This window comes from Paraburkholderia sp. BL23I1N1 (assembly GCF_003610295.1).
Lineage (GTDB): Bacteria > Pseudomonadota > Gammaproteobacteria > Burkholderiales > Burkholderiaceae > Paraburkholderia.
In genome coordinates, this window is the sequence record NZ_RAPV01000003.1 from 19,753 (window position 1) to 39,616 (window position 19,864).

The window sequence follows — 19,864 nt, forward strand, 5'->3', positions numbered from 1 at the left end:
AGGAGACATATGGTGCAAGCCACACAGACCGGCGAACCAGAACACAAACCGGATTACTCGGCCTTCGAAGGCACGCGCCCGCTCAACGAGCGGCAACGCTTCGACAGTGACGCGCTCGCCGCGTGGCTAGCCCAGCATGTCGACGGGTTTTCCGGACCGCTCACGTTGGAGCAATTCGCCGGCGGCCAGTCGAATCCCACCTTCAAACTCGTCACGCCATCGCGCTCGTATGTGATGCGCGCCAAGCCTGGGCCGGCCGCGAAGTTACTGCCCTCGGCGCACGCCGTCGAACGCGAATACCGCGTCATGCACGCGCTTGCCGACACCGACGTGCCGGTCGCGAACATGCTCGCCTTGTGCGAAGACGAAAGCGTGATCGGCCGGGCGTTTTACGTGATGGAGTTCGTCGAAGGCCGCGTGCTGTGGGACCAGTCTTTGCCCGGCATGACACCTGTGGAGCGCGCGACAATCTACGACAAAATGAATCGCGTGATCGCTGCGCTGCATAGCGTCGACGTCACAACAATCGGTCTTGCCGACTACGGCAAACCGGGCAATTACTTCGCGCGCCAGATCGGCCGTTGGAGCAAGCAGTACGTCGCGTCCGAAACCGAACCGATCGACGCGATGCAGCGCCTGATCGAATGGTTGCCGCAGCATATGCCGGCGGAAACGAGCGAGCGCGCCTCGGTGGTGCATGGCGACTACCGGCTCGACAATCTGATCTTCCATCCCACGGAGCCGCGCGTACTGGCCGTACTCGACTGGGAACTGTCGACGCTCGGCGATCCGCTCGCCGACTTCGCCTATCACTGCATGGCATGGCACGTCGACCCGGCGCAGTTTCGCGGCATTGCGGGCCTCGATTGGGCGGCACTCGGCATTCCCGACGAAGCGCAGTACGTCGAGCGCTATTGCAAGCGCACGGGCTTCGAGATCCACGGCGACTGGAATTTCTATCTGGCGTACAACATGTTCCGCATCGCCGCCATCCTGCAAGGGATCATGAAACGCGTGGTCGACGGCACGGCGGCCAGCGCTCAGGCGCTCGACGCCGGCCGTCGCGCGAAGCCGATGGCCGAACTCGCCTGGCGCTACGCACAGAAGGTACGTTAAGCAGATCGGCGCACCAACCAGGTTGCGCTCCCGAACCAACGTCATTCGTCATCCGCGAGGTCATACATGAATTTCGACTACACCCCGAAGGTTCAGGCGCTGCGCGAGAAACTGCTCGCCTTCTTCGACGAGCACATCTATCCGAACGAGCAGGCGTTCTACGCCGAGATAGCGCGAAATCGTCAGAACGGCAACGCATGGCTTCCCACCGAACTGATCGAGCAACTGAAAACGAAAGCGCGCGGTGCCGGCTTGTGGAACCTGTTCCTACCTGAATCGGTGCGCGGGGCCGGTCTGACGAATCTTGAGTACGCGCCGCTGTGCGAAATCATGGGCCGCGTGCCCTGGGCGCCGGAAGTGTTCAACTGCAACGCACCCGACACCGGCAACATGGAAACGATCGAGCGCTACGGCAGTGACGACAACAAACGCGAGTGGCTCGAACCACTGCTGCAAGGACACATCCGCTCGGCGTTTCTGATGACCGAGCCGGAAGTGGCGTCGTCGGACGCGACCAATATCCAGACGAGCATCGTGCGCGACGGCGACTCCTACGTGATCAACGGCCACAAGTGGTGGTCGTCCGGCGCGGGGGATCCGCGCTGCAAGGTCTACATCGTGATGGGCAAGACCGATCCTGAGGCGCCACGCCATGCGCAGCAGTCGATGATTCTGGTCCCGGCCGACGCGAGCGGCATCACCGTGCACCGCCCTCTCACCGTATTCGGCTACGACGACGCGCCGCACGGCCACATGGAAATCACGCTCGACAATGTGCGCGTGCCTGCCACCAACATGCTGCTCGGCGAAGGACGCGGTTTCGAAATCGCTCAAGGGCGCCTCGGACCGGGACGCATTCACCACTGCATGCGTTTGATCGGTCTCGCCGAGCGCGCGCTCGAACTCATGGCGAAACGCTCGATGCAGCGCGTCGCTTTCGGTAAGCCGGTTGCCGCGCAAGGCGTCACCCAGGAGCGTCTGGCCGAAGCGCGTTGCCTGATCGAACAGGCCCGTCTGCTGACGCTGAAGACCGCGTACATGATGGACACGGTCGGCAACAAGGGCGCGCGCGGCGAGATCGCCATGATCAAGGTGGTCGCGCCGAATATGGCATGCCAGGTGATCGACTGGGCCATTCAGGCGCACGGCGGCGGCGGGGTTAGCGACGATTTTCCGTTGGCGTATGCGTATGCATCCGCGCGGACGTTACGCTTCGCCGATGGCCCCGACGAAGTGCACCGCAACGCGATCGCCAAGCTCGAATTGGCGCGCTATATGGATGCGGGTGCAGCGGCTCGCGTAGAGACGCCGATTACGCGGGTTTGAACGTTTGAGCGCTTGAGGGAGTGTTCGAGGTTAAATTCGCGGCGATTGATCGCGCGGCAAAGTCAAGACCTGGATCATGGCGGCACGGCCAGCAGCATTGCTCGATCTGTGCTCTAATTTTTGTCAATTGCGGCGCCCTTTGCGGCGCCGCTTTCACAAAACGAAGGAGCCAGGATGATCGACGTCTATAGCTGGGCAACCCCGAACGGCCACAAAGTTCACATCATGCTCGAGGAAACGGGCCTCGCATACACGGCGCATGGCATCGATATCGGCGCAGGCGACCAGTTCAATCCCGAATTCCTTGCCATCAGCCCGAACAACAAGATTCCCGCGATCGTCGATTCGGAAGGTCCTAAAGACGCCGCCGGCAAGCCATTCGCATTGTTCGAATCGGGCGCGATTCTGATTTACCTCGCGGAGAAAACCGGCAAATTTCTGCCGACCGACCCAACCGCACGCTATGCGACGCTGCAATGGCTGATGTTCCAGATGGGCGGCCTCGGTCCGATGCTTGGGCAAACACATCATTTCCGCATTTATGCGCCGGAGCCGATCGAATATGCGATCAACCGCTACACGAACGAAACGCGGCGTCTGTACGGCGTGATGGATACGCAACTCGGCAAGACACAGTATCTGGCCGGCAATGACTACACGATCGCTGACATCGCCGCATTTCCGTGGACTCGCTCGTGGCAAAACCAGGGTATTGAACTGGATACGTTTCCGAATGTGAAGCGATGGCACGAAGAAATTGCCGCGCGTCCGGCAGTGATACGTGGCGTCGACGTGCTGGCGTCGGCCCGCAAGCCGCTCATGGACGACAAAGCGAAAGAGATGCTGTTCGGTGCGACGCAGTACGCCAAGCGGTAGCCGTGCCGTCGATCCATGGTATTGGCGCGCGTTCGCATTGAAAATGGCCACAATCGCGGCTTTGCCATCCGTAGAATCGTCGACATAAAAAAGCGCGAGACGGCATCACTGCCGCTCGCGCTTTTTGCCAACCGGTCAGCGATGAACGGTTAGAAGTAATGCCGCGTAATGAACTCCGCGACACATACCGGCCGCTCACTACCCTGCCGCTCCAGCGTCACATTCCATTCAACCTGCACACCGGCGTTGTCGATCTCAGTGACGGACTCCACCGCGAACCGTGCACGCAACTGCGAGCCGACCGGCACCGGCGACGTGAACCGCACGCGATTCAATCCGTAATTGACGCCCATGCGCTGCTCGAGCGCCACCGTCTTGCCGAGCAACGCCGGAATCAACGACAGCGTCATGAACCCATGCGCGACCGGACCACCGAATGGCGACTCACGCCGCGCCCGCTCGGGGTCGACGTGAATCCATTGGTGATCGCCGGTAGCTTCGGCGAAACGATCGACGCTCGCCTGATCCACCGTCAGCCAGTCGCTAACGAGTGGTTCGGCGCCAACCAGCGCACGCAACGCCGCTGCATCACCAAACGTTGCGGCAGCGACTGCACCGCCCGTCATGACGCAGCTCCCGGATTGCGCAGCCCGAACAATCCCTTGGAGCGCACCGTGATCACCGTTTCGCCATGCTGATTGATGCCTTGCCACTCCGTCGAAACGATGCCGCGATCCGGCTTACTCGCCGAAACGCGCTTGTCGAGTACAGCGTTCCTCATCGTGATCGTGTCACCGACGCGCACCGGTTTCAACCAGCGGACCTCGTCGATGCCGGGCGAGCCCATCGACGTGGAGCCCGCGAGCACATTGCGCACCAGCATGCCCATCATGACCGAACACGTGTGCCAGCCGCTTGCAACCAATCCCCGAAACGGCGACTCCGCGGCTGCAGCTTCGTCCACGTGAAACGGTTGCGGATCGAACTTCTCCGCGAACTCGACAATCTCTTCACGCGTGAACGTATGCTTGCCGATTTCGGTAGTCGTGCCGACTACCATGTCCTCGAAACTCAGACCCATCGTCAGACCTCCTATCCGCTTCGACCGGCTGATCAGGCTTCGGCGGTGACAAAACCGGGCAGCGCGGCGAACCGCGCGAGATGGTGATCAACATCGCCCAATGTGGTTTCGATGATAGCAAGACGTTTGAACAGATGCGCCGCGGCGACTTCGTTCGTGACGCCCATGCCACCGTGCAATTGGACCGCCTGCTGACCGACGAAACGGGCGGCCTGACCGACTCGCGCCTTCGCTGCGGAGACCGCGCGGCGACGTTCGTCGGTGTCTGCGCTCGTGTAGCGCATGGCCGCCAGATAAGTGATCGATCGCGCCTGCTCGGCGTGAATCAACATCTCGACCATGCGATGCTGTAACGCCTGGAAACGCGCGATCGGCTGACCGAACTGCTGGCGCGTTTTGGTGTACTCCGCCGTTGCATGGTTCAGGGCGTCGAGTGCGCCGACCGCTTCTGCACAGAGCAATACCGTGCCGTAATCTGCGATTTGCTCGAGCGCCGCGGCACCCGAGTGTTTGCCGGTGAGCTGGCGTGCAGGCGTGCCATCGAACCTGAGTGTCGCGGCGCGCTGGCCGTCGATTGTGCGGTAGTCGGTGACCTTAACGCCGGCCGCATCGCGAGCAGCGACAAATAGCGCGATTTCGCCATTCAGCCGAACCGGCACGATCCAATAGTCTGCTTGTGCACCGTGCAGCACAACCGATTTCATGCCGGTCAAGGTCTGCTGATCGCCCTGACCGGTCACAGCGGTCTCGACCTCGAACAGGTCGTAGCGCGCACGCGGCTCATGAAATGCCACAGCGAGCTTGATCTCGCCCTGAGCCGCGCGTTCGAGCAGCGCTGCGTCCTCACCGTGTCCGGTGCCCGCCAGCCGTAGCGCTTCGACACCCACCGCGGTGGCCCAGTACGGCTCGATCACCAAAGCTCGGCCGAGCTCCTGCATGACAACCAGCATGTCGATCGGGCTGCCGTTGAAGCCGCCCTGCGCCTCCGGCACCGGCAATGCGCTCAGACCCAGTTCGGTAAAGGCTGCCCAGTGCGCATCCGACACACCGGCTTCCGATTGCACGATCGCCTGGCGCGCTTCGAACCCATAGCTCTTGTCCAGATAGCGGCGCAGCGCGTCAGCAAATTGCTGTTGTTCGTCGTTGAAAGTGAAGTCCATGCGCCGCTCCTCAAAGTCCCAGAATCATCTGCGCGATGATGTTCTTTTGTATTTCATTTGAGCCGCCGTAAATCGACGTCTTGCGGAAGTTGAAGTAGTACGCGGCCAGCGGCGCAGCGTCATCGTCACCGGCGAGGCTATGGTCGCGTTCGCCTTCGAGGAAGGGCACGTCGAACGGCGCGGCGAGCGGGCCGATTGCTTCGACCATCAGTTCGGTCAGCGCCTGCTGCACTTCCGTGCCCTTGATCTTGAGCATCGAGGCTTCCGGTCCCGGCCCGCGTCCGCCCGTTTCATTGGCCACCACGCGTTGCACGGTGACTTCGAGCGCCATCAGTTCGATCTCGAGGCTCGCCACTTTCGCGGAGAACACGGGATCGTGCAGCAACGGCTTGCCGTTTTTCTTCTGGTCCAGTGCAAGGCGCTTCAGGAATACGAGCTCGCGCTTAGATTGCCCGACGCGGGCAATACCGGTGCGCTCGTGTCCGAGCAGGTACTTCGCGTAGGTCCAGCCCCGATTCTCTTCGCCGACGAGATTGTCGACCGGCACCTTCACGTCTTCGAAAAAGACTTCGTTAACCTCATGGTCTTCGTCGAGCATGATGATCGGACGCACGGTAATACCGGGCGTTTTCATGTCGATCAACAGGAACGAAATGCCCTCCTGCTTTTTCGCGCCGCTGTCGGTACGCACGAGGCAGAACATCATGTCGGCGTACTGGCCCAGCGTGGTCCAGGTTTTCTGACCGTTGACCACGTAGTGATCGCCAACGCGCTCGGCACGTGTGCGCAGCGAGGCGAGATCAGAACCGGAGCCCGGTTCGGAATAGCCCTGACACCACCAGTCCGTACCGTCGAGAATGCGCGGCAGGTAGTGGCGCTTCTGCGCCTCATTGCCGTACTTCATCAGCACGGGCGCGACCATCGAGACGCCGAACGGCAGCACGGACGGCGCGCCGATACGCGCGCACTCTTCGTCCCAGATATGCCGTTGGGTCGCGTCCCAGCCCGGACCGCCGTATTCTTTCGGCCATGCGACGACCGACCAGCCGCGCGTGCCGAGCAGCTTGTGCCAGCCTGCGAAGTCTTCGCGGTTCAGACGCTTGTGGTTGAGTACTTTGTCGCTCAGCTCGCGAGGCAGATTCGCTTCGAGCCAGGCGCGGATGTCGGCGCGGAACGCGTCGTCAGCGGGGGAATAGTCCAGATTCATGCGTCGTGTCTCCTGGCCGCAACCGCCCGCCGCCAGTGAGCCACTGCGCTATTGCAGAGGTTCCTTCAAGGCAGCCGGGACCGGCAGCGGCATCACTTCGATGCCTTCTTCAACCAAGGCTTTCGCGTCTTCCGGTGTCGTAACACCGCGAATATTGCGTGCGGGCGCTTCGTTGTAGTGAATGCGCCGTGCTTCCTCAGCGAAGCGGTCGCCCACGTTCTCAGTCTTCTCCAGTACCTCGCGCAATGCGCGCATTACACGTGCCTGCATGTCCCCCGCGCCTGCAGGGACTTTCGTGTCGGTCGCGCCCGACAGATTCAGCCGGGGCGCCGACGGCAAACGGCTCACTTCGTTCGCACCGCAAATCGGACATTCAACAAGCTTGCGGGACTGCTGCGACTCGAAGTCATCAGCCGAAGCGAACCAGCCTTCGAACCGATGGCCATGCGGACACTGTAAATCGAGGACCTTCATGTGGAATCAGGGCTTGCGTGCCAGTTTAGCGCAAAATGGAAATTTGTGAACGGTCGTTCGTAAATTTTTACGGACGGCGCGTTGACGCCAAGCGTCGCTGACAAATCGAACGCGGTGGGCGATTTTAACGCTTTGCGCAACGGACTGCCGAAGGTGGCTAAAACGGCGAACGACACACCGAATACCCGCAGACAAAAGGGCGCACTGATCGTATGGCGCTCATGGGCCCGCGCTTGCCGCCGCGCGCCTTTTAAGCCACAAGGAATTCGAGTCGGCGGTTAAGCCGTGGCTCGAGTTGGAGTGCCTCTTTGGCGAGGTTGATCTGCTTGGCGGATTTCGCGACATCGAAAACGTCTGCCTTGATGTCATACCCGCCACGCGCGGTCAGCCAGCCAAGAATGTCCGACAGATGCCACACCGACGCGCTGCCCTCGTGAACCGGCGGCGGAAAGTCGATTGCGTGGCTCAGCATCAGCTTGCGCATGTTTTGCCGTGACACGCCCGCGACTTCAGCGACATCCGTGAGGCCGACGAAATCCGGCCCCGCCTCGACAAGGCGCGCGGACGGCACCGCCTGCTTGATATCTTTAAGTGCGCTGACAAGCGCCTCGAATGCCGACGCGCCTTCGCGGGCAAAAACCAGTGCAATGCGCCCCGGTTGCCCCACGCCGATAGTTGCGTCGTCGCACCCGGCTTCGCCCAGGCGCTCGACGATCTCGTCAAGATCGCAATCTTCCTCTGCGAGCCGGTATTTCAGGGTGAACACATATTCCATAAGCTACTCCTCACTTCATTCAGCCTCGGGCTTTTGCCCTTCGAACACTTTTACTGCCGGTGCGTCGTGCAGTTGTCGACAATGCGCTTGAGGTGCTTTGCGTGATTGCCGGGATTCTTCGGCGTACTCCACGCACTCAAGATACAGAACTCGCCGCAACGACATTCCGCGTCGTTATAAGGACAGGACATCTTTCCCCAAGCGTGACCTTTGCCAGCGCCCTGAACACGCCAGCCGTTTCGTTCCGCGTAAGTCAGCGCACCCTCGACCTCTTTTTTTGAATGGACTCCACGAACCATCTATACCCGCCAATTTAGTGCCCTTGCGCATGGTTGTCACGTGACAACCATGCGCAAGGGCGACCGAAATCGAATCCACCCCAGACCTTTCGTTATCCCGAATAAGTGTGATGGCAAACTCCCATGCCAGACGTCGATACTAGAGTGGCAATGGCCGCAGAGCGAGACTGTCAGATGGCATAAGACGGAAACCCGTTTTTCATAGAGGCGTACAACGCATTGAGTCGATATCGTGCCCTCAATGACAAAGCCCCTGCCGGTCATAGACCAACAGGGGCTTTTTGCAGATTGTCCAACCAGCGCGCGACTCGCGCCCTTCTGTACTCTGAAGCGAGCGCGCTATTGCGGCTCGGCCATTGGCCAGGCGCCCGACAATACCTTTTCCAGCCAGAACGTGCCGATGATGGTTTTCACGTCCGTCACCTTGCCCGACCGTACCCATTCCAACATATCGGTGACGCTGGCCGTGAACAGTTCGAGGAACTCGCCATCGTCAAGTTTGCGCTCGCCGGCAGTCAACCCACGCGCCAGGTAAATATCGATGAATTCGGTCGAGTAGGAAATGATGGGGTGAATCCGCGTCAGATAGACATACTCGCGCGCTGTATAACCGGTCTCTTCCTGCAGTTCACGTTTCGCGCAGGCCAGCGCGCCCTCGTCCGGATCGAGCTTCCCCGCCGGATACTCGACCATGACCTTGCCCATCGGATAGCGGTACTGGTTTTCCAGCAACACGCGACCATCGTCAAATAAGGGGATCACCATCACGGCGCCCGGATGCTGAACGTACTCGCGTGTGGCCTGCTTACCGTCAGGCAAGCGGACCGTATCGCACTTGAGCGTCAGAAACGGCCCTTGATGGATCGTTTTGCTCTCGAGACAGGTCTCGGTGAGCGCGGCGTCGTGATCGGGAAGTTCAGCCATATGCGACCTCAGGACAGCTTGGTGCGCGACGGCGAGACGCCGTCAGCGACGTTTGACGAGATACTGGAAGGTAAAACCGGGGAATGCGAACACGATGAACAACGCGAACGTGATCGCGTAGAACTGCCACCCCTGTTCGAAGCGATTACCCGCGCGTGCTTCCAGCAGAAAACCGAGCGCGCCAACCACAAAGTACAGCACGATCAATTCGGCGATCCGGATCCAGGCGCTCTTCTTCGCCGCTTTCAGCGGCACGGCGGCGAAGAGACGCTGATTCAGGAATGGCAGGTTGGCGCCGACCAGCGCCAACAACACAATAAACCAGCCTGCTGCCGACATCAGAGCAGCAGCGTGTGCTGGATGGCCTGCAGGCAGGCCTTCAACAGCGGATCCGGCACGATACCGAGCACCAGCACGGCAACACCGTTGAGCGCAAGCAAAGCACGCGTGCTGGTGTCGGCGAGAATCGGCGACTTGTCCTGCGGTTCGTCGAAGTACATCAGCTTGACGATACGCAGGTAGTAGAACGCACCGAACAGCGACGTGATCACGGCCAGCACGGTCAGCCAGGTCAACCCGGCGTTCATGGTTGCCTGCAGCACCGCGAGCTTGGCGTAGAAGCCGACTGCAGGCGGGATGCCGGCGAGCGAGAACATCATCACCATCATGACGAAAGCGAACACCGGGCTGCGTTGATTCAGGCCCTTGAAGTCTTCGAGCGTATCGGCTTCAAAATCGCGGCGCGCCAGCAGCATGATGACGCCGAAGGTGCCCATCGTCGTCAACAGGTAGACGATGCTGTAGTACATCGCCGAACCGTACGCGTTGGCAGCCCCGGTGGTCTTTTGGTCGACTACGCCGGCCAGCAGGCCCAGCAGCACGAAGCCCATGTTCGAGATCGCCGAGTACGCGAGCATCCGCTTGACGTTGCGTTGCACGATACCCGTGATGTTGCCAACGATCAGCGACAGCGCCGCCAGGATCACCAGCATTTCCTGCCATTCGACCGCCAGCGGCAGCAGACCCATCACCAGGAAGCGCAGGCCCCACGCGAATGCAGCCACCTTCGGACCGCCGCCGACCAACAGCGTCATTGCCGTCGGCGCACCCTGATACACGTCAGGCACCCACATGTGGAACGGCACCGCGCCCATCTTGAACGCCACGCCGGCAACGATGAAGATCACGCCGAACAGCAGCACGCTCGGATCGTAGTGGCTCGTGCCGATTGCCTTGAACACTTCGTTCAGGTCGAGCGACCCGGTCGCGCCGTACAGCATCGAAATGCCGTACAGCAGGAAACCCGAGGCCATGGCGCCGAGCACGTAGTACTTCATTGCCGCTTCGTTCGACTGCGCCGCGTCACGACGCAATGCGATCACGCCATACAGCGACAGTGACATCAATTCGAGACCGAGGTACAGCGTCAGGAAGTTGTTGCCGGAAATCATCACGAGCTGGCCGAGCAACGAGAACATGCCCAGCAGGAAGAAATCGCCGCGGAACAGCGCGCGGTCTTCCAGATACTTGCGCGAATAAACGATCGACACGGCATAACCGAGCGTCACCACCGCTTTCATCACACTGGCGAACGAATCCACCACGTACATGTGACCGAAGAAGTAATGCACCTGCGGGTCGAACGCGTTGACCGCGAACCAGACGCCGGCAATCAGCGACGAAAAGAACGCGATGAAATACGTGGTACGGCGACCGGCCTGGCCGACGAACGTGTCGTTGAGCCACGCGAGCACCACGGCGAGCATCACCAGTGCGTCGGGTAACAAGGCAGTCATAGGGGCGTTTTGCATGATCTTTAAATTCCTCCGCTCTGCATTACTGTGGCAACGGCAGCTTGGACTGTGCGACGTGGGAGAGGAGGTTTTCCACGGATACGTGCATCACATCGGTAAAGGGCTTCGGATACAGGCCCATGAACAGCGTCAGTGCGGCGAGCACCGCCAGCATGAAAAATTCGCGACGGTTGATGTCGACAAGGCCCTTCACGTGGTCGTTGGCGACCGCGCCGAAGTACACGCGCTTATACATCCACAGCGTGTAGGCCGCGCCGAGAATCAGCGTGAAAGCCGCACCGCCCGCGATCCAGAAGTTGTACTGGACAGCAGCCAGAATCACCATGAATTCGCCGACGAAACCGGAAGTACCCGGCAAGCCGCAATTGGCCATCGAGAACAGCATTACGAACGCCGCGAACTTCGGCATCACGTTGACGACACCGCCGTAATCGGCGATCTGACGCGAATGCATACGGTCGTACAGCACGCCGATGCTCAGGAACATCGCGCCCGACACGAAGCCGTGCGAGATCATCTGCACGATCGCGCCTTCCACGCCGAGCTGGTTGAAGATGAAGAAGCCGAGCGTCACGAAACCCATGTGCGCGATCGAGGAATACGCGACCAGCTTCTTCATGTCGGTCTGCACCATCGCGACCAGGCCGATGTAGATCACCGCGATCAGCGACAGCGAGATGACGACCGGTGCGAGGAAGTGGCTTGCGTCCGGCGTGATCGGCAGCGAGAAGCGCACAAAACCGTAGGCGCCCAGCTTCAGCATGATCGCGGCCAGCACGACGGAGCCGCCGGTCGGCGCTTCCACGTGGGCGTCAGGCAACCACGTGTGAACCGGCCACATCGGCACCTTCACGGCGAAAGCCAGGAAGAACGCTATAAATAACAATATCTGCGGGGTCATGCCGATCTGCGCGTTCTGCCACGTAGCCAGATCGAACGTGCCGGTCTCCACGTACAGGTACAGCAACGCAACCAGCATCAGCAGCGAGCCCATCAGCGTGTACAGGAAGAACTTGAACGCCGCATACACGCGGTTCGCTCCACCCCACACGCCGATGATGATGTACATCGGGATCAGCGTCGCTTCAAAGAACACGTAGAACAGCATGCCGTCCGCTGCGCTGAACACGCCGACCATGATGCCGGACAGGATCAGAAACGCAGCAAGGTACTGGGCCACGTTCTTCGTGATGACTTCCCACGCGGAGATCACGACGATCACCGTAATCAATGCGGTCAACACGACGAACCACATCGAGATGCCGTCGACACCCAGGTGGTACGTAATGTTGAAGCGCTCGATCCAGTTCGCCTTTTCGACGAACTGCAGATCGGCGGTGCTCGAATCAAAACCGGTAATCAGCGGGATCGTCACAATGAAGCTGACGACCGAGCCGATCAGCGCGATCCAGCGCGCCGGAGCTGGGTTCCGGTCGGAACCGACAGCCAGGACCAGAAGACCTACGAGGATCGGTAACCAGATCGCGATACTGAGAATCGGATAAGCGTGCATTAGTGTCCCTCGCCTTATTTGCCGCCGAGCGTTACAAACAGGGTCAGGAGCCCCAACATGCCGATAATCATGGCAAACGCGTAGTGGTAGATGTAGCCGGATTGGAGGAAGCGGATCACGCCGGCAAACCAGCCGATAAAGCGTGCGCTGCCGTTGACGATGCCGTCGATAACCACGACGTCGCCTTCCTTCCAGAGACCACGGCCAATTGCCACGGCGCCCCGCGCGAACACGACTTCGTTGATCTTGTCCATGTAGTACTTGTTGTCGAGCAGCGTGTAGATCGGACCGAACGCGCGCTTGATGACAGCCGGCAGATCAGGACGAACCAGGTACAGGAACCACGCGACCAGCACACCCGCGAGCGCCAGCCACACCGGCAGACCCGAGACCGAATGCAGGCCCATCGACGCCCAGCCCTGGAATTCTTCAGTCATCTCATGCAGCGCCGGATGGTTTTCGCCGATGAAGATCACCTTGTCGAACGCCACGCCGTGCTGGAAGAAGTCGCCGAACAGCATCGGGCCGACAGCGATCGCACCGATCACCACCGACGGAATCGCCAGTAGCACCAGCGGCAGCCACACCACCCACGGCGTTTCATGCGGCTCATGCGCATGATCGTCGTGACCATGGGCATGGCCGTGCGCGTCATGGCCGTGACCGTCATGCGCATGCGCTGCCGCTTCGATGCCCATCGGCGATTCCGGATGCTTCGGATCGCGGAAGCGCTCCTTGCCGTGGAACACCAGGAAGTACATACGGAACGAATACAGCGCAGTGACGAACACGCTCGCCACGACCGCGAAGTACGCGAAACCCGAACCCGGCAGATGCGACAGCTTCACTGCGTCGATGATCGAGTCTTTCGAGTAGAAGCCTGAGAAGAACGGCGTACCGATCAGCGCGAGCGAACCGACCAGCGACGTGATCCACGTGATCGGCATGTACTTGCGCAGGCCGCCCATATTGCGGATGTCCTGATCGTGGTGCATGCCGATAATCACGGAACCCGCGCCGAGGAACAGCAGCGCCTTGAAAAACGCGTGCGTCATCAGGTGGAAGATGGCAACCGAGTAAGCCGATGCGCCGAGTGCGACCGTCATGTAACCGAGTTGCGACAGCGTCGAGTAAGCTACCACGCGTTTGATGTCGTTCTGGACGATCCCGAGGAAGCCCATGAACAGCGCCGTGATTGCGCCGATCACCATCACGAACGACAGCGCCGTATCCGACAGTTCGAACAGCGGCGACATGCGCGCAACCATGAAGATACCGGCCGTCACCATGGTTGCCGCGTGAATCAGTGCGGAGATCGGGGTCGGGCCTTCCATCGAATCCGGCAGCCAGACGTGCAGCGGGAACTGCGCCGACTTACCCATCGCGCCGATGAAGAGGCAGATGCAGGCGACCGTCAGCAGACCCCAGTCCGTGCCCGGGAAACTCAATGCCGCGAGTTCGGTGCGCTTCGCGAAAACGTCGCCGTAGTTCATCGAACCGGCGAACGCGAACAGCAGGCCAATACCGAGCAGGAACCCGAAGTCGCCGATGCGGTTCACGAGGAACGCTTTCATGTTCGCGTAGATCGCGCTCTCACGGGTGAAGTAGAAGCCGATCAGCAGGTACGACACCAGACCCACTGCTTCCCAGCCGAAGAACAGCTGCAGGAAATTGTTGCTCATCACGAGCATCAGCATCGAGAACGTGAAGAGCGCGATGTACGAGAAGAAGCGCTGGTAGCCGTCGTCATCGGCCATGTAGCCGATCGTGTAGATGTGCACCATGAGCGACACGAAGGTCACCACGCACATCATCATCGCGGTCAGCGAGTCGATCAGGAAGCCGATCTCGAACCTGGTCTTGCCGATCGACATCCATTCATAGACGGTCGCGTTGAAGCTTGCGCCGTCCATGACCTGGAAGAAGACGATGGAGGAAAGGATGAACGAGATTGCGACGCCGAGGATCGTCACCGAGTGCGCACCGGCTCGCCCCACCGCTTTTCCGAAGAGCCCCGCAATCAGGGAGCCGGCCAGCGGTGCCAGCGGGATCGCCAGCAGCAGGTTTTCATTGAGTGTCGTTGACATAACCGCTTTACCTGAAATTAACCTTTGAGCTGATCGAGGTCCTCGACATTGATCGTGTCGAGGCTACGGAACAGGGTCACCAGAATTGCGAGGCCGATCGCCGCTTCCGCTGCTGCAACCGTCAGCACGAAGAAGACGAAGATCTGACCATGCACGTCGCCGAGATAATGCGAGAACGCGACAAAATTGGTGTTCACCGCCAGCAGCATCAGTTCGATCGCCATCAGGATGATGATGACGTTGCGACGGTTCAGGAAAATGCCCACGACACTGATTGCAAACAGGATCGCGCCGAGGACAAGGTAATGAGCAAGGGTCAACATGATTTCTATCTCCTGTCCGCTCAGCTGTTTTTAGCGGGTGCCGAGTCGGCCGCTGCTGCCGCTGCGGCGGCTTCTTCCGCCGCGACAGTTGCCGCGGTCTTTTCAGATGCCATCTTCACGATACGCACACGGTCCTGAGCACGCACCTTGACCTGCTCGCTGATGTTCTGGCGCTTGCTGTCTTTCTTGTGGCTCGTGGTCAGCGCAATCGCCGCGATGATCGCCACCAGCAGCACAAGGCCGGCGACTTCGAAGGCGAAGATGTAGTCCGTGTAGATGACCTTGCCGATCAGGCGGGTGTTCGACCAGTCGCCCATACCGTTCGCGGCGGACGTGGTATCGCGCAGCGCCGTGGCGGTCGCGCCATAGCCGTGCCACAGAATCAGCGCGGTCTCGATCACGATGATCGCGCCCACCAGCGTGGCCATTGGCACGAAGCGTTTGAAGTCTTTTCGCAGCACGTCGATGTTGATGTCCAGCATCATCACGACGAACAGGAACAGCACCATCACCGCGCCCACGTACACCAGCACCAGCAGGATCGCGAGGAACTCGGCCTGCAGCAGCATCCAGATCGCGGCTGCGTTGAAGAACGCCAGCACCAGAAACAGTGCGGACGAAACCGGGTTGCGCGAGGTGATCACCTTCAGCCCTGAAACCACCAGGAGCAGCGCGAAGATGTAGAACAGTACGGTCGTGAATTCCATGATTACCGGTTCATCGTTAGGCCATCGTCAGGCATTGTTCTTTGGCACATGTGACGGGTAAAGCGGCCGAAGCCGTCAGAAAATCCGCACAAGTGCGCCGTGCCGCGGCGGTCAGACCGCGGCGCTCGGCCCGACAACAGGCCGTGTTACTGCTGCATTTACTGCCGCATTGACTACTTCAACAGAAGCGCTTCAACGATACGGTGCGTCGGCTGCCTTGTTCGCAGCGATCTCCGCTTCGTAGCGATCGCCCACGGCCAGCAGCATGTCTTTCGTGAAATACAGGTCGCCGCGCTTCTCGCCGTGATATTCGAGAATGTGCGTCTCGACAATGGAATCGACCGGGCAGCTCTCTTCGCAGAAACCGCAGAAGATGCACTTGGTCAGGTCGATGTCATAACGCGTCGTGCGGCGCGTGTTATCCGCACGGGTTTCCGATTCGATCGTGATGGCGAGCGCCGGACACACCGCTTCGCACAGCTTGCAGGCGATGCAGCGCTCTTCGCCATTTTCATAGCGACGCAGCGCATGCAGACCGCGGAAACGCGGCGAAATCGGGGTCTTCTCCTCCGGGAACTGCACCGTCACCTTGCGCTGGAACGTGTAACGTCCGGTCAGCGCGAGGCCTTTGAGCAGCTCCGTCAGGAAGAAGGTCTTGAAAAAGTTTTGGATTGCGGTCATGGGTTCATCCGCCCTTTATTTCCAGATATTCAACGGCGACATGATCCAGAAGCCGACCACGATGAGCCACACCACGCAGACCGGAATGAAAATCTTCCAGCCCAGACGCATGATCTGGTCATAGCGATAGCGCGGGAACGTGGCACGCGCCCAGATGAATACCGACAACAGGAAGAAAACCTTCAGCACGAGCCAGAAGATGCCCGGGATAAACGACAGGAAGCCAAACGGTGCGCTCCAGCCGCCGAGGAACAGTGTTGCAGCCAATGCCGAGATCACGATCATGTTGATGTACTCGGCGAGGAAGAACAGCGCAAACGCCATCCCCGAGTAATCGATCATGTGGCCCGCGACGATTTCCGACTCACCTTCCACCACGTCGAACGGGTGACGGTTCGTTTCGGCGATGCCCGAGATGAAGTACACGACGAACATGGGCAGCAGCGGCAGCCAGTTCCACGACAGGAAATTCAAGCCGTAGCCGGCGAAAATGCCGCGCTCCTGCGAACCGACGATGTCCGACAGATTCAGGCTGCCCGACGTCATCAGCACGACGACGAGAGCAAAGCCCATCGAAATTTCGTACGAGACCATTTGAGCGGCCGCACGCATCGCACCGAGGAACGCGTATTTCGAGTTCGACGCCCAGCCCGCCAGAATCACGCCGTACACGCCGATGGACGAAATCGCCATGGCGTAGAGCAGACCCGCATTGATGTCGCCGAGCACCGCGCCGGCCTGGAACGGAATCACCGCCCAGACCGCGAAGGCCGGCACCACCACCATGATCGGCGCGATCAGGTAGATCCAGCGACTAGCCTGAGCCGGCTGAATCACTTCTTTCAGCAACAGCTTCAGCACGTCGGCGATCGGCTGCAGCAAACCCGCCGGGCCCACGCGGTTCGGGCCGAGACGCACGTGCATCCAGCCGATCAGCTTACGCTCCCACAGAATCAGGTAAGCCACGCACAGCAGGATCACGACGGCCACCACCAGGATGCGCACCAGTGCCCACACCGTGGGCCATGCCACACCGAGAAGCTGGGTGCCGCCCGAGTTGATCGTATCGAACAAGCTCATTTACGCCTTCTCCACCACCAGTTCACCGAACAGGCTGCCCAGCGCTGCACCGGCAGGCGTAGCCGCCGATACGCGGACGACCGTCTCCGCAAGATTCGCGTCGCGCACGGCCGGCAACTGCACCGATTGCTCGCCCTGGCGCACGCGCACTGCGTCGCCTTCCTTCAAACCCAGTTTGTCGAACAGCGCGGCCGGCAAACCGACCGAGTTCGCTGCGCGCGCCGCTGCCGTGAGATGCAGCGACTCGGCGCGACGCACCAGCGCGTCGGCGTGGTAAATCGGCACGTCGGCGATACGCTCGAACTTGCCTGCCGCTGCCTTCGCCGCCTTGCCGCGTGCAACCGCGACGCCCGTCTTGTTCGACAGACGCGACTTGATCTCGCCATCGCCGAGGGCCGCTGTACGCACTTCTTCCGAGGTGTCGAATTCGAAGCCCGGCACGCCCAGCAGACTGCCCAGCACACGCAAAACCTTCCATGCCGGACGCGTGTCGCCAAGCGCACGCACCACGCCGTTGAACGTCTGCACCGTACCTTCGGCGTTGACGAACGTGCCAGCCGTTTCCGTGAACGGTGCGATCGGCAGCAGCACGTCTGCGTAGTCAGCGCCAATCTGGAACGGCGACATCACAACGACCATTTCAGCCTGCTTCAGCGCGGCCAAAGCCTGCGCCGGATTTGCCGCGTCGAACTCGGGTTCGACATTCAACAGCACATAACCCTTGCGCGGCTGCTCGAACACTTCGCGAGCGTTCAAACCGCCCTCACCCGGCAATGCGTTCACGAGATGCGCGCCGACCGTGTTGGCAGCTTCCGTGAGGAAACCCAGCGTTGCGCCGGTCGCGTCCGCGATCCATTGCGCCGCGGCGTGAATCGCGGCGAAGTCCGGATGACGGACCGCGCCATTGCCGAGCAACACCACGCGGTGTTCGCCGGTAACGAGCGACTTCGCGACTTGCTTATCGGTGTCCGACGGCTGCGTGCCGGCAAAAGCCTCCGGGAGTGCCGCGCCGTTTGCTTCCGACACTGCGCCGGCGATGCCAGCCAGTGCATCGAGCCATGCGGACGGTGCGGCAACCACGCGGTGCGCTTGCGGAATCAGCGCGTCGTCGTTGGTAGCTTGCACGAGCGTGAGCTTCGTGCCGCTCTTGGCGGCTTGACGCAGACGCGCGGCGAACAGCGGATGATCGCGGCGCAGATCCGAACCGATCACCAGTGCGGCGTCGACGTTCGAGAGGTCCGCGATCGTCGTGCCGAGCCACGGCGCACCGTTGACGGGTGCGGAGAAATCAGACTGACGCAGACGGAAGTCGACGTTAGGCGTGCCGACCGCCTGGGCCAACTGCTTCAACAGGAAAAGTTCTTCGACGGTGCTGTGGGCGCTGCCGAGCGCGGCCAGCGCATTCGCGCCATGATCGCCCTTGATGCCCTTCAGACCCTTGACCACGTATTCCAGCGCGCTTTGCCAGTCGGTCTCGACCCACTTGCCGCCTTGCTTGAGCATCGGCTGCGTCAATCGTTCGGAACTATTCAGGCCTTCGTACGAGAAGCGGTCCTTGTCCGAAATCCAGCATTCGTTGATGGATTCGTTTTCGAACGGCAGAACACGCATCACGCGGTTGTTCTTCACCTGCACCACGAGGTTCGCGCCGACGGAATCATGCGGGCTCACCGACTTGCGGCGCGACAGTTCCCACGTGCGGGCGCTGTAGCGGAACGGCTTGCTGGTCAGCGCGCCGACCGGGCACAGATCGATCATGTTGCCCGACAATTCGGAGTCGACCGTCTTGCCGACGAACGACGTGATTTCCGAATGCTCGCCGCGGCCCAGCATGCCGAGTTCCATCACGCCGGCGACTTCCTGGCCGAAGCGGACGCAACGCGTGCAGTGAATGCAACGCGACATTTCCTCCATCGAGATCAGCGGGCCGACGTTCTTGTGGAACACCACGCGCTTTTCTTCGCTATAACGCGACGACGACTTGCCGTAGCCCACGGCCAGATCCTGCAACTGACACTCGCCGCCCTGATCGCAGATCGGGCAATCCAGCGGGTGGTTGATCAGCAGGAATTCCATCACGGCTTGCTGGCCCTTCACCGCCTTCTCGGACTTGGTGCGCACGATCATGCCGGCGGACACCGGCGTGGCGCATGCGGGCACGGCCTTCGGCATCTTTTCGACATCGACCAGACACATCCGGCAGTTGGCCGCAATCGATAGCTTCTTGTGATAGCAGAAGTGAGGGATGTACGTGTCGACCTTATGCGCAGCCTGGATCACCATGCTGCCTTCAGGCACCTCTACTTTCTTGCCGTCTATTTCAAGTTCAACCATGATGGTCAATCTTCCTTAACCTGTTACCGCTCAATCGTTCGCCCTGTTCAACGCCAGTTTCAGGCGATGAATCCCGCGGATGATGTC

At 60.5% G+C, this 19,864-nt stretch carries 20 protein-coding genes; 3 read left to right on the forward strand and 17 right to left on the reverse strand.

Annotation, left to right across the window (positions count from 1 at the left end; translation table 11 throughout):
* Nucleotides 1-9 precede the first annotated feature (9 nt).
* The 3 genes from B0G76_RS39245 to B0G76_RS39255 all read left to right on the forward strand — a co-directional run bounded on the left by B0G76_RS39245 (nt 10) and on the right by B0G76_RS39255 (nt 3,318).
* Nucleotides 10-1,116: a phosphotransferase gene (locus B0G76_RS39245; protein ID WP_120298123.1), complete on the forward strand. Its 1,107-nt coding sequence runs from the start codon at nt 10-12 to the stop codon at nt 1,114-1,116.
* 66 nt (nt 1,117-1,182) lie between these two features.
* Nucleotides 1,183-2,442 (forward strand): acyl-CoA dehydrogenase family protein, encoded by a 1,260-nt coding sequence (locus B0G76_RS39250; RefSeq protein WP_120298124.1) that lies wholly within the window; start codon nt 1,183-1,185, stop codon nt 2,440-2,442.
* 174 nt (nt 2,443-2,616) lie between these two features.
* Nucleotides 2,617-3,318, forward strand: coding sequence for a glutathione binding-like protein (locus B0G76_RS39255; protein ID WP_120298125.1), 702 nt, complete (start codon nt 2,617-2,619; stop codon nt 3,316-3,318).
* 149 nt (nt 3,319-3,467) lie between these two features.
* On the opposite strand, the gene B0G76_RS39260 is transcribed toward B0G76_RS39255, so the two are convergent.
* The 17 genes from B0G76_RS39260 to nuoG all read right to left on the reverse strand — a co-directional run bounded on the left by B0G76_RS39260 (nt 3,468) and on the right by nuoG (nt 19,777).
* Complete coding sequence (locus tag B0G76_RS39260; protein ID WP_120298126.1) at nt 3,468-3,944, reverse strand: MaoC family dehydratase; 477 nt, start codon at nt 3,942-3,944, stop codon at nt 3,468-3,470.
* Nucleotides 3,941-4,399: a MaoC family dehydratase gene (locus B0G76_RS39265; RefSeq protein ID WP_120298127.1), complete on the reverse strand. Its 459-nt coding sequence runs from the start codon at nt 4,397-4,399 to the stop codon at nt 3,941-3,943. Before B0G76_RS39265 ends, B0G76_RS39260 begins: the two co-directional genes overlap by 4 nt.
* A gap of 32 nt (nt 4,400-4,431) precedes the next feature.
* Nucleotides 4,432-5,559 (reverse strand): acyl-CoA dehydrogenase family protein, encoded by a 1,128-nt coding sequence (locus tag B0G76_RS39270; RefSeq protein WP_120298128.1) that lies wholly within the window; start codon nt 5,557-5,559, stop codon nt 4,432-4,434.
* Nucleotides 5,560-5,569: 10 nt separating this feature from the next.
* Nucleotides 5,570-6,766 (reverse strand): acyl-CoA dehydrogenase family protein, encoded by a 1,197-nt coding sequence (locus B0G76_RS39275; protein ID WP_120298129.1) that lies wholly within the window; start codon nt 6,764-6,766, stop codon nt 5,570-5,572.
* A gap of 48 nt (nt 6,767-6,814) precedes the next feature.
* On the reverse strand, nt 6,815-7,240 hold the full coding sequence (locus tag B0G76_RS39280; protein WP_120298130.1) for a DUF1178 family protein: 426 nt from the start codon (nt 7,238-7,240) through the stop codon (nt 6,815-6,817).
* Nucleotides 7,241-7,490: 250 nt separating this feature from the next.
* On the reverse strand, nt 7,491-8,015 hold the full coding sequence (locus B0G76_RS39285; protein ID WP_120298131.1) for an AlpA family transcriptional regulator: 525 nt from the start codon (nt 8,013-8,015) through the stop codon (nt 7,491-7,493).
* Nucleotides 8,016-8,065: 50 nt separating this feature from the next.
* A complete protein-coding gene (locus tag B0G76_RS44450; protein ID WP_120298132.1) occupies nt 8,066-8,314 on the reverse strand; it encodes a hypothetical protein in 249 nt (82 codons plus the stop codon).
* 339 nt (nt 8,315-8,653) lie between these two features.
* Nucleotides 8,654-9,238, reverse strand: a complete 585-nt coding sequence (locus tag B0G76_RS39295) for an NUDIX domain-containing protein (RefSeq protein ID WP_120298133.1) — start codon at nt 9,236-9,238, stop codon at nt 8,654-8,656.
* Nucleotides 9,239-9,280: 42 nt separating this feature from the next.
* Nucleotides 9,281-9,577: a DUF2818 family protein gene (locus B0G76_RS39300; RefSeq protein ID WP_120298134.1), complete on the reverse strand. Its 297-nt coding sequence runs from the start codon at nt 9,575-9,577 to the stop codon at nt 9,281-9,283.
* Nucleotides 9,577-11,049 (reverse strand): NADH-quinone oxidoreductase subunit NuoN, encoded by a 1,473-nt coding sequence (nuoN, locus tag B0G76_RS39305; RefSeq protein WP_120298135.1) that lies wholly within the window; start codon nt 11,047-11,049, stop codon nt 9,577-9,579. Before nuoN ends, B0G76_RS39300 begins: the two co-directional genes overlap by 1 nt.
* A gap of 25 nt (nt 11,050-11,074) precedes the next feature.
* The gene (locus B0G76_RS39310) at nt 11,075-12,565 is read right to left on the reverse strand and encodes an NADH-quinone oxidoreductase subunit M (protein ID WP_120298136.1); all 1,491 of its coding nucleotides are present in this window, start codon (nt 12,563-12,565) and stop codon (nt 11,075-11,077) included.
* Between the two features lie 14 nt (nt 12,566-12,579).
* Nucleotides 12,580-14,652, reverse strand: a complete 2,073-nt coding sequence (nuoL, locus tag B0G76_RS39315) for an NADH-quinone oxidoreductase subunit L (protein ID WP_120298137.1) — start codon at nt 14,650-14,652, stop codon at nt 12,580-12,582.
* A 17-nt stretch (nt 14,653-14,669) separates the two neighbouring features.
* A complete protein-coding gene (nuoK, locus tag B0G76_RS39320) occupies nt 14,670-14,975 on the reverse strand; it encodes an NADH-quinone oxidoreductase subunit NuoK (RefSeq protein ID WP_013339863.1) in 306 nt (101 codons plus the stop codon).
* Between the two features lie 20 nt (nt 14,976-14,995).
* Nucleotides 14,996-15,682: an NADH-quinone oxidoreductase subunit J gene (locus tag B0G76_RS39325; RefSeq protein ID WP_120298138.1), complete on the reverse strand. Its 687-nt coding sequence runs from the start codon at nt 15,680-15,682 to the stop codon at nt 14,996-14,998.
* 192 nt (nt 15,683-15,874) lie between these two features.
* Nucleotides 15,875-16,363 (reverse strand): NADH-quinone oxidoreductase subunit NuoI, encoded by a 489-nt coding sequence (gene nuoI / locus B0G76_RS39330; protein ID WP_012432383.1) that lies wholly within the window; start codon nt 16,361-16,363, stop codon nt 15,875-15,877.
* Between the two features lie 15 nt (nt 16,364-16,378).
* The gene (gene nuoH, locus B0G76_RS39335) at nt 16,379-17,443 is read right to left on the reverse strand and encodes an NADH-quinone oxidoreductase subunit NuoH (RefSeq protein WP_120298139.1); all 1,065 of its coding nucleotides are present in this window, start codon (nt 17,441-17,443) and stop codon (nt 16,379-16,381) included.
* Complete coding sequence (gene nuoG, locus B0G76_RS39340) at nt 17,444-19,777, reverse strand: NADH-quinone oxidoreductase subunit NuoG (RefSeq protein WP_120298140.1); 2,334 nt, start codon at nt 19,775-19,777, stop codon at nt 17,444-17,446.
* Between the last annotated feature and the right edge of the window lie 87 nt (nt 19,778-19,864).

What these genes read in the sequence shown, in the direction of transcription:
- B0G76_RS39245 (WP_120298123.1), top strand. Translation starts at nt 10, where the DNA reads ATGGTGCAAGCCACACAGACCGGCGAACCAGAACACAAACCGGATTAC.
- B0G76_RS39250 (WP_120298124.1), top strand. Translation starts at nt 1,183, where the DNA reads ATGAATTTCGACTACACCCCGAAGGTTCAGGCGCTGCGCGAGAAACTG.
- B0G76_RS39255 (WP_120298125.1), top strand. Translation starts at nt 2,617, where the DNA reads ATGATCGACGTCTATAGCTGGGCAACCCCGAACGGCCACAAAGTTCAC.
- B0G76_RS39260 (WP_120298126.1), bottom strand. Translation starts at nt 3,944, where the DNA reads ATGACGGGCGGTGCAGTCGCTGCCGCAACGTTTGGTGATGCAGCGGCG.
- B0G76_RS39265 (WP_120298127.1), bottom strand. Translation starts at nt 4,399, where the DNA reads ATGGGTCTGAGTTTCGAGGACATGGTAGTCGGCACGACTACCGAAATC.
- B0G76_RS39270 (WP_120298128.1), bottom strand. Translation starts at nt 5,559, where the DNA reads ATGGACTTCACTTTCAACGACGAACAACAGCAATTTGCTGACGCGCTG.
- B0G76_RS39275 (WP_120298129.1), bottom strand. Translation starts at nt 6,766, where the DNA reads ATGAATCTGGACTATTCCCCCGCTGACGACGCGTTCCGCGCCGACATC.
- B0G76_RS39280 (WP_120298130.1), bottom strand. Translation starts at nt 7,240, where the DNA reads ATGAAGGTCCTCGATTTACAGTGTCCGCATGGCCATCGGTTCGAAGGC.
- B0G76_RS39285 (WP_120298131.1), bottom strand. Translation starts at nt 8,015, where the DNA reads ATGGAATATGTGTTCACCCTGAAATACCGGCTCGCAGAGGAAGATTGC.
- B0G76_RS44450 (WP_120298132.1), bottom strand. Translation starts at nt 8,314, where the DNA reads ATGGTTCGTGGAGTCCATTCAAAAAAAGAGGTCGAGGGTGCGCTGACT.
- B0G76_RS39295 (WP_120298133.1), bottom strand. Translation starts at nt 9,238, where the DNA reads ATGGCTGAACTTCCCGATCACGACGCCGCGCTCACCGAGACCTGTCTC.
- B0G76_RS39300 (WP_120298134.1), bottom strand. Translation starts at nt 9,577, where the DNA reads ATGTCGGCAGCAGGCTGGTTTATTGTGTTGTTGGCGCTGGTCGGCGCC.
- nuoN (WP_120298135.1), bottom strand. Translation starts at nt 11,049, where the DNA reads ATGCAAAACGCCCCTATGACTGCCTTGTTACCCGACGCACTGGTGATG.
- B0G76_RS39310 (WP_120298136.1), bottom strand. Translation starts at nt 12,565, where the DNA reads ATGCACGCTTATCCGATTCTCAGTATCGCGATCTGGTTACCGATCCTC.
- nuoL (WP_120298137.1), bottom strand. Translation starts at nt 14,652, where the DNA reads ATGTCAACGACACTCAATGAAAACCTGCTGCTGGCGATCCCGCTGGCA.
- nuoK (WP_013339863.1), bottom strand. Translation starts at nt 14,975, where the DNA reads ATGTTGACCCTTGCTCATTACCTTGTCCTCGGCGCGATCCTGTTTGCA.
- B0G76_RS39325 (WP_120298138.1), bottom strand. Translation starts at nt 15,682, where the DNA reads ATGGAATTCACGACCGTACTGTTCTACATCTTCGCGCTGCTCCTGGTG.
- nuoI (WP_012432383.1), bottom strand. Translation starts at nt 16,363, where the DNA reads ATGACCGCAATCCAAAACTTTTTCAAGACCTTCTTCCTGACGGAGCTG.
- nuoH (WP_120298139.1), bottom strand. Translation starts at nt 17,443, where the DNA reads ATGAGCTTGTTCGATACGATCAACTCGGGCGGCACCCAGCTTCTCGGT.
- nuoG (WP_120298140.1), bottom strand. Translation starts at nt 19,777, where the DNA reads ATGGTTGAACTTGAAATAGACGGCAAGAAAGTAGAGGTGCCTGAAGGC.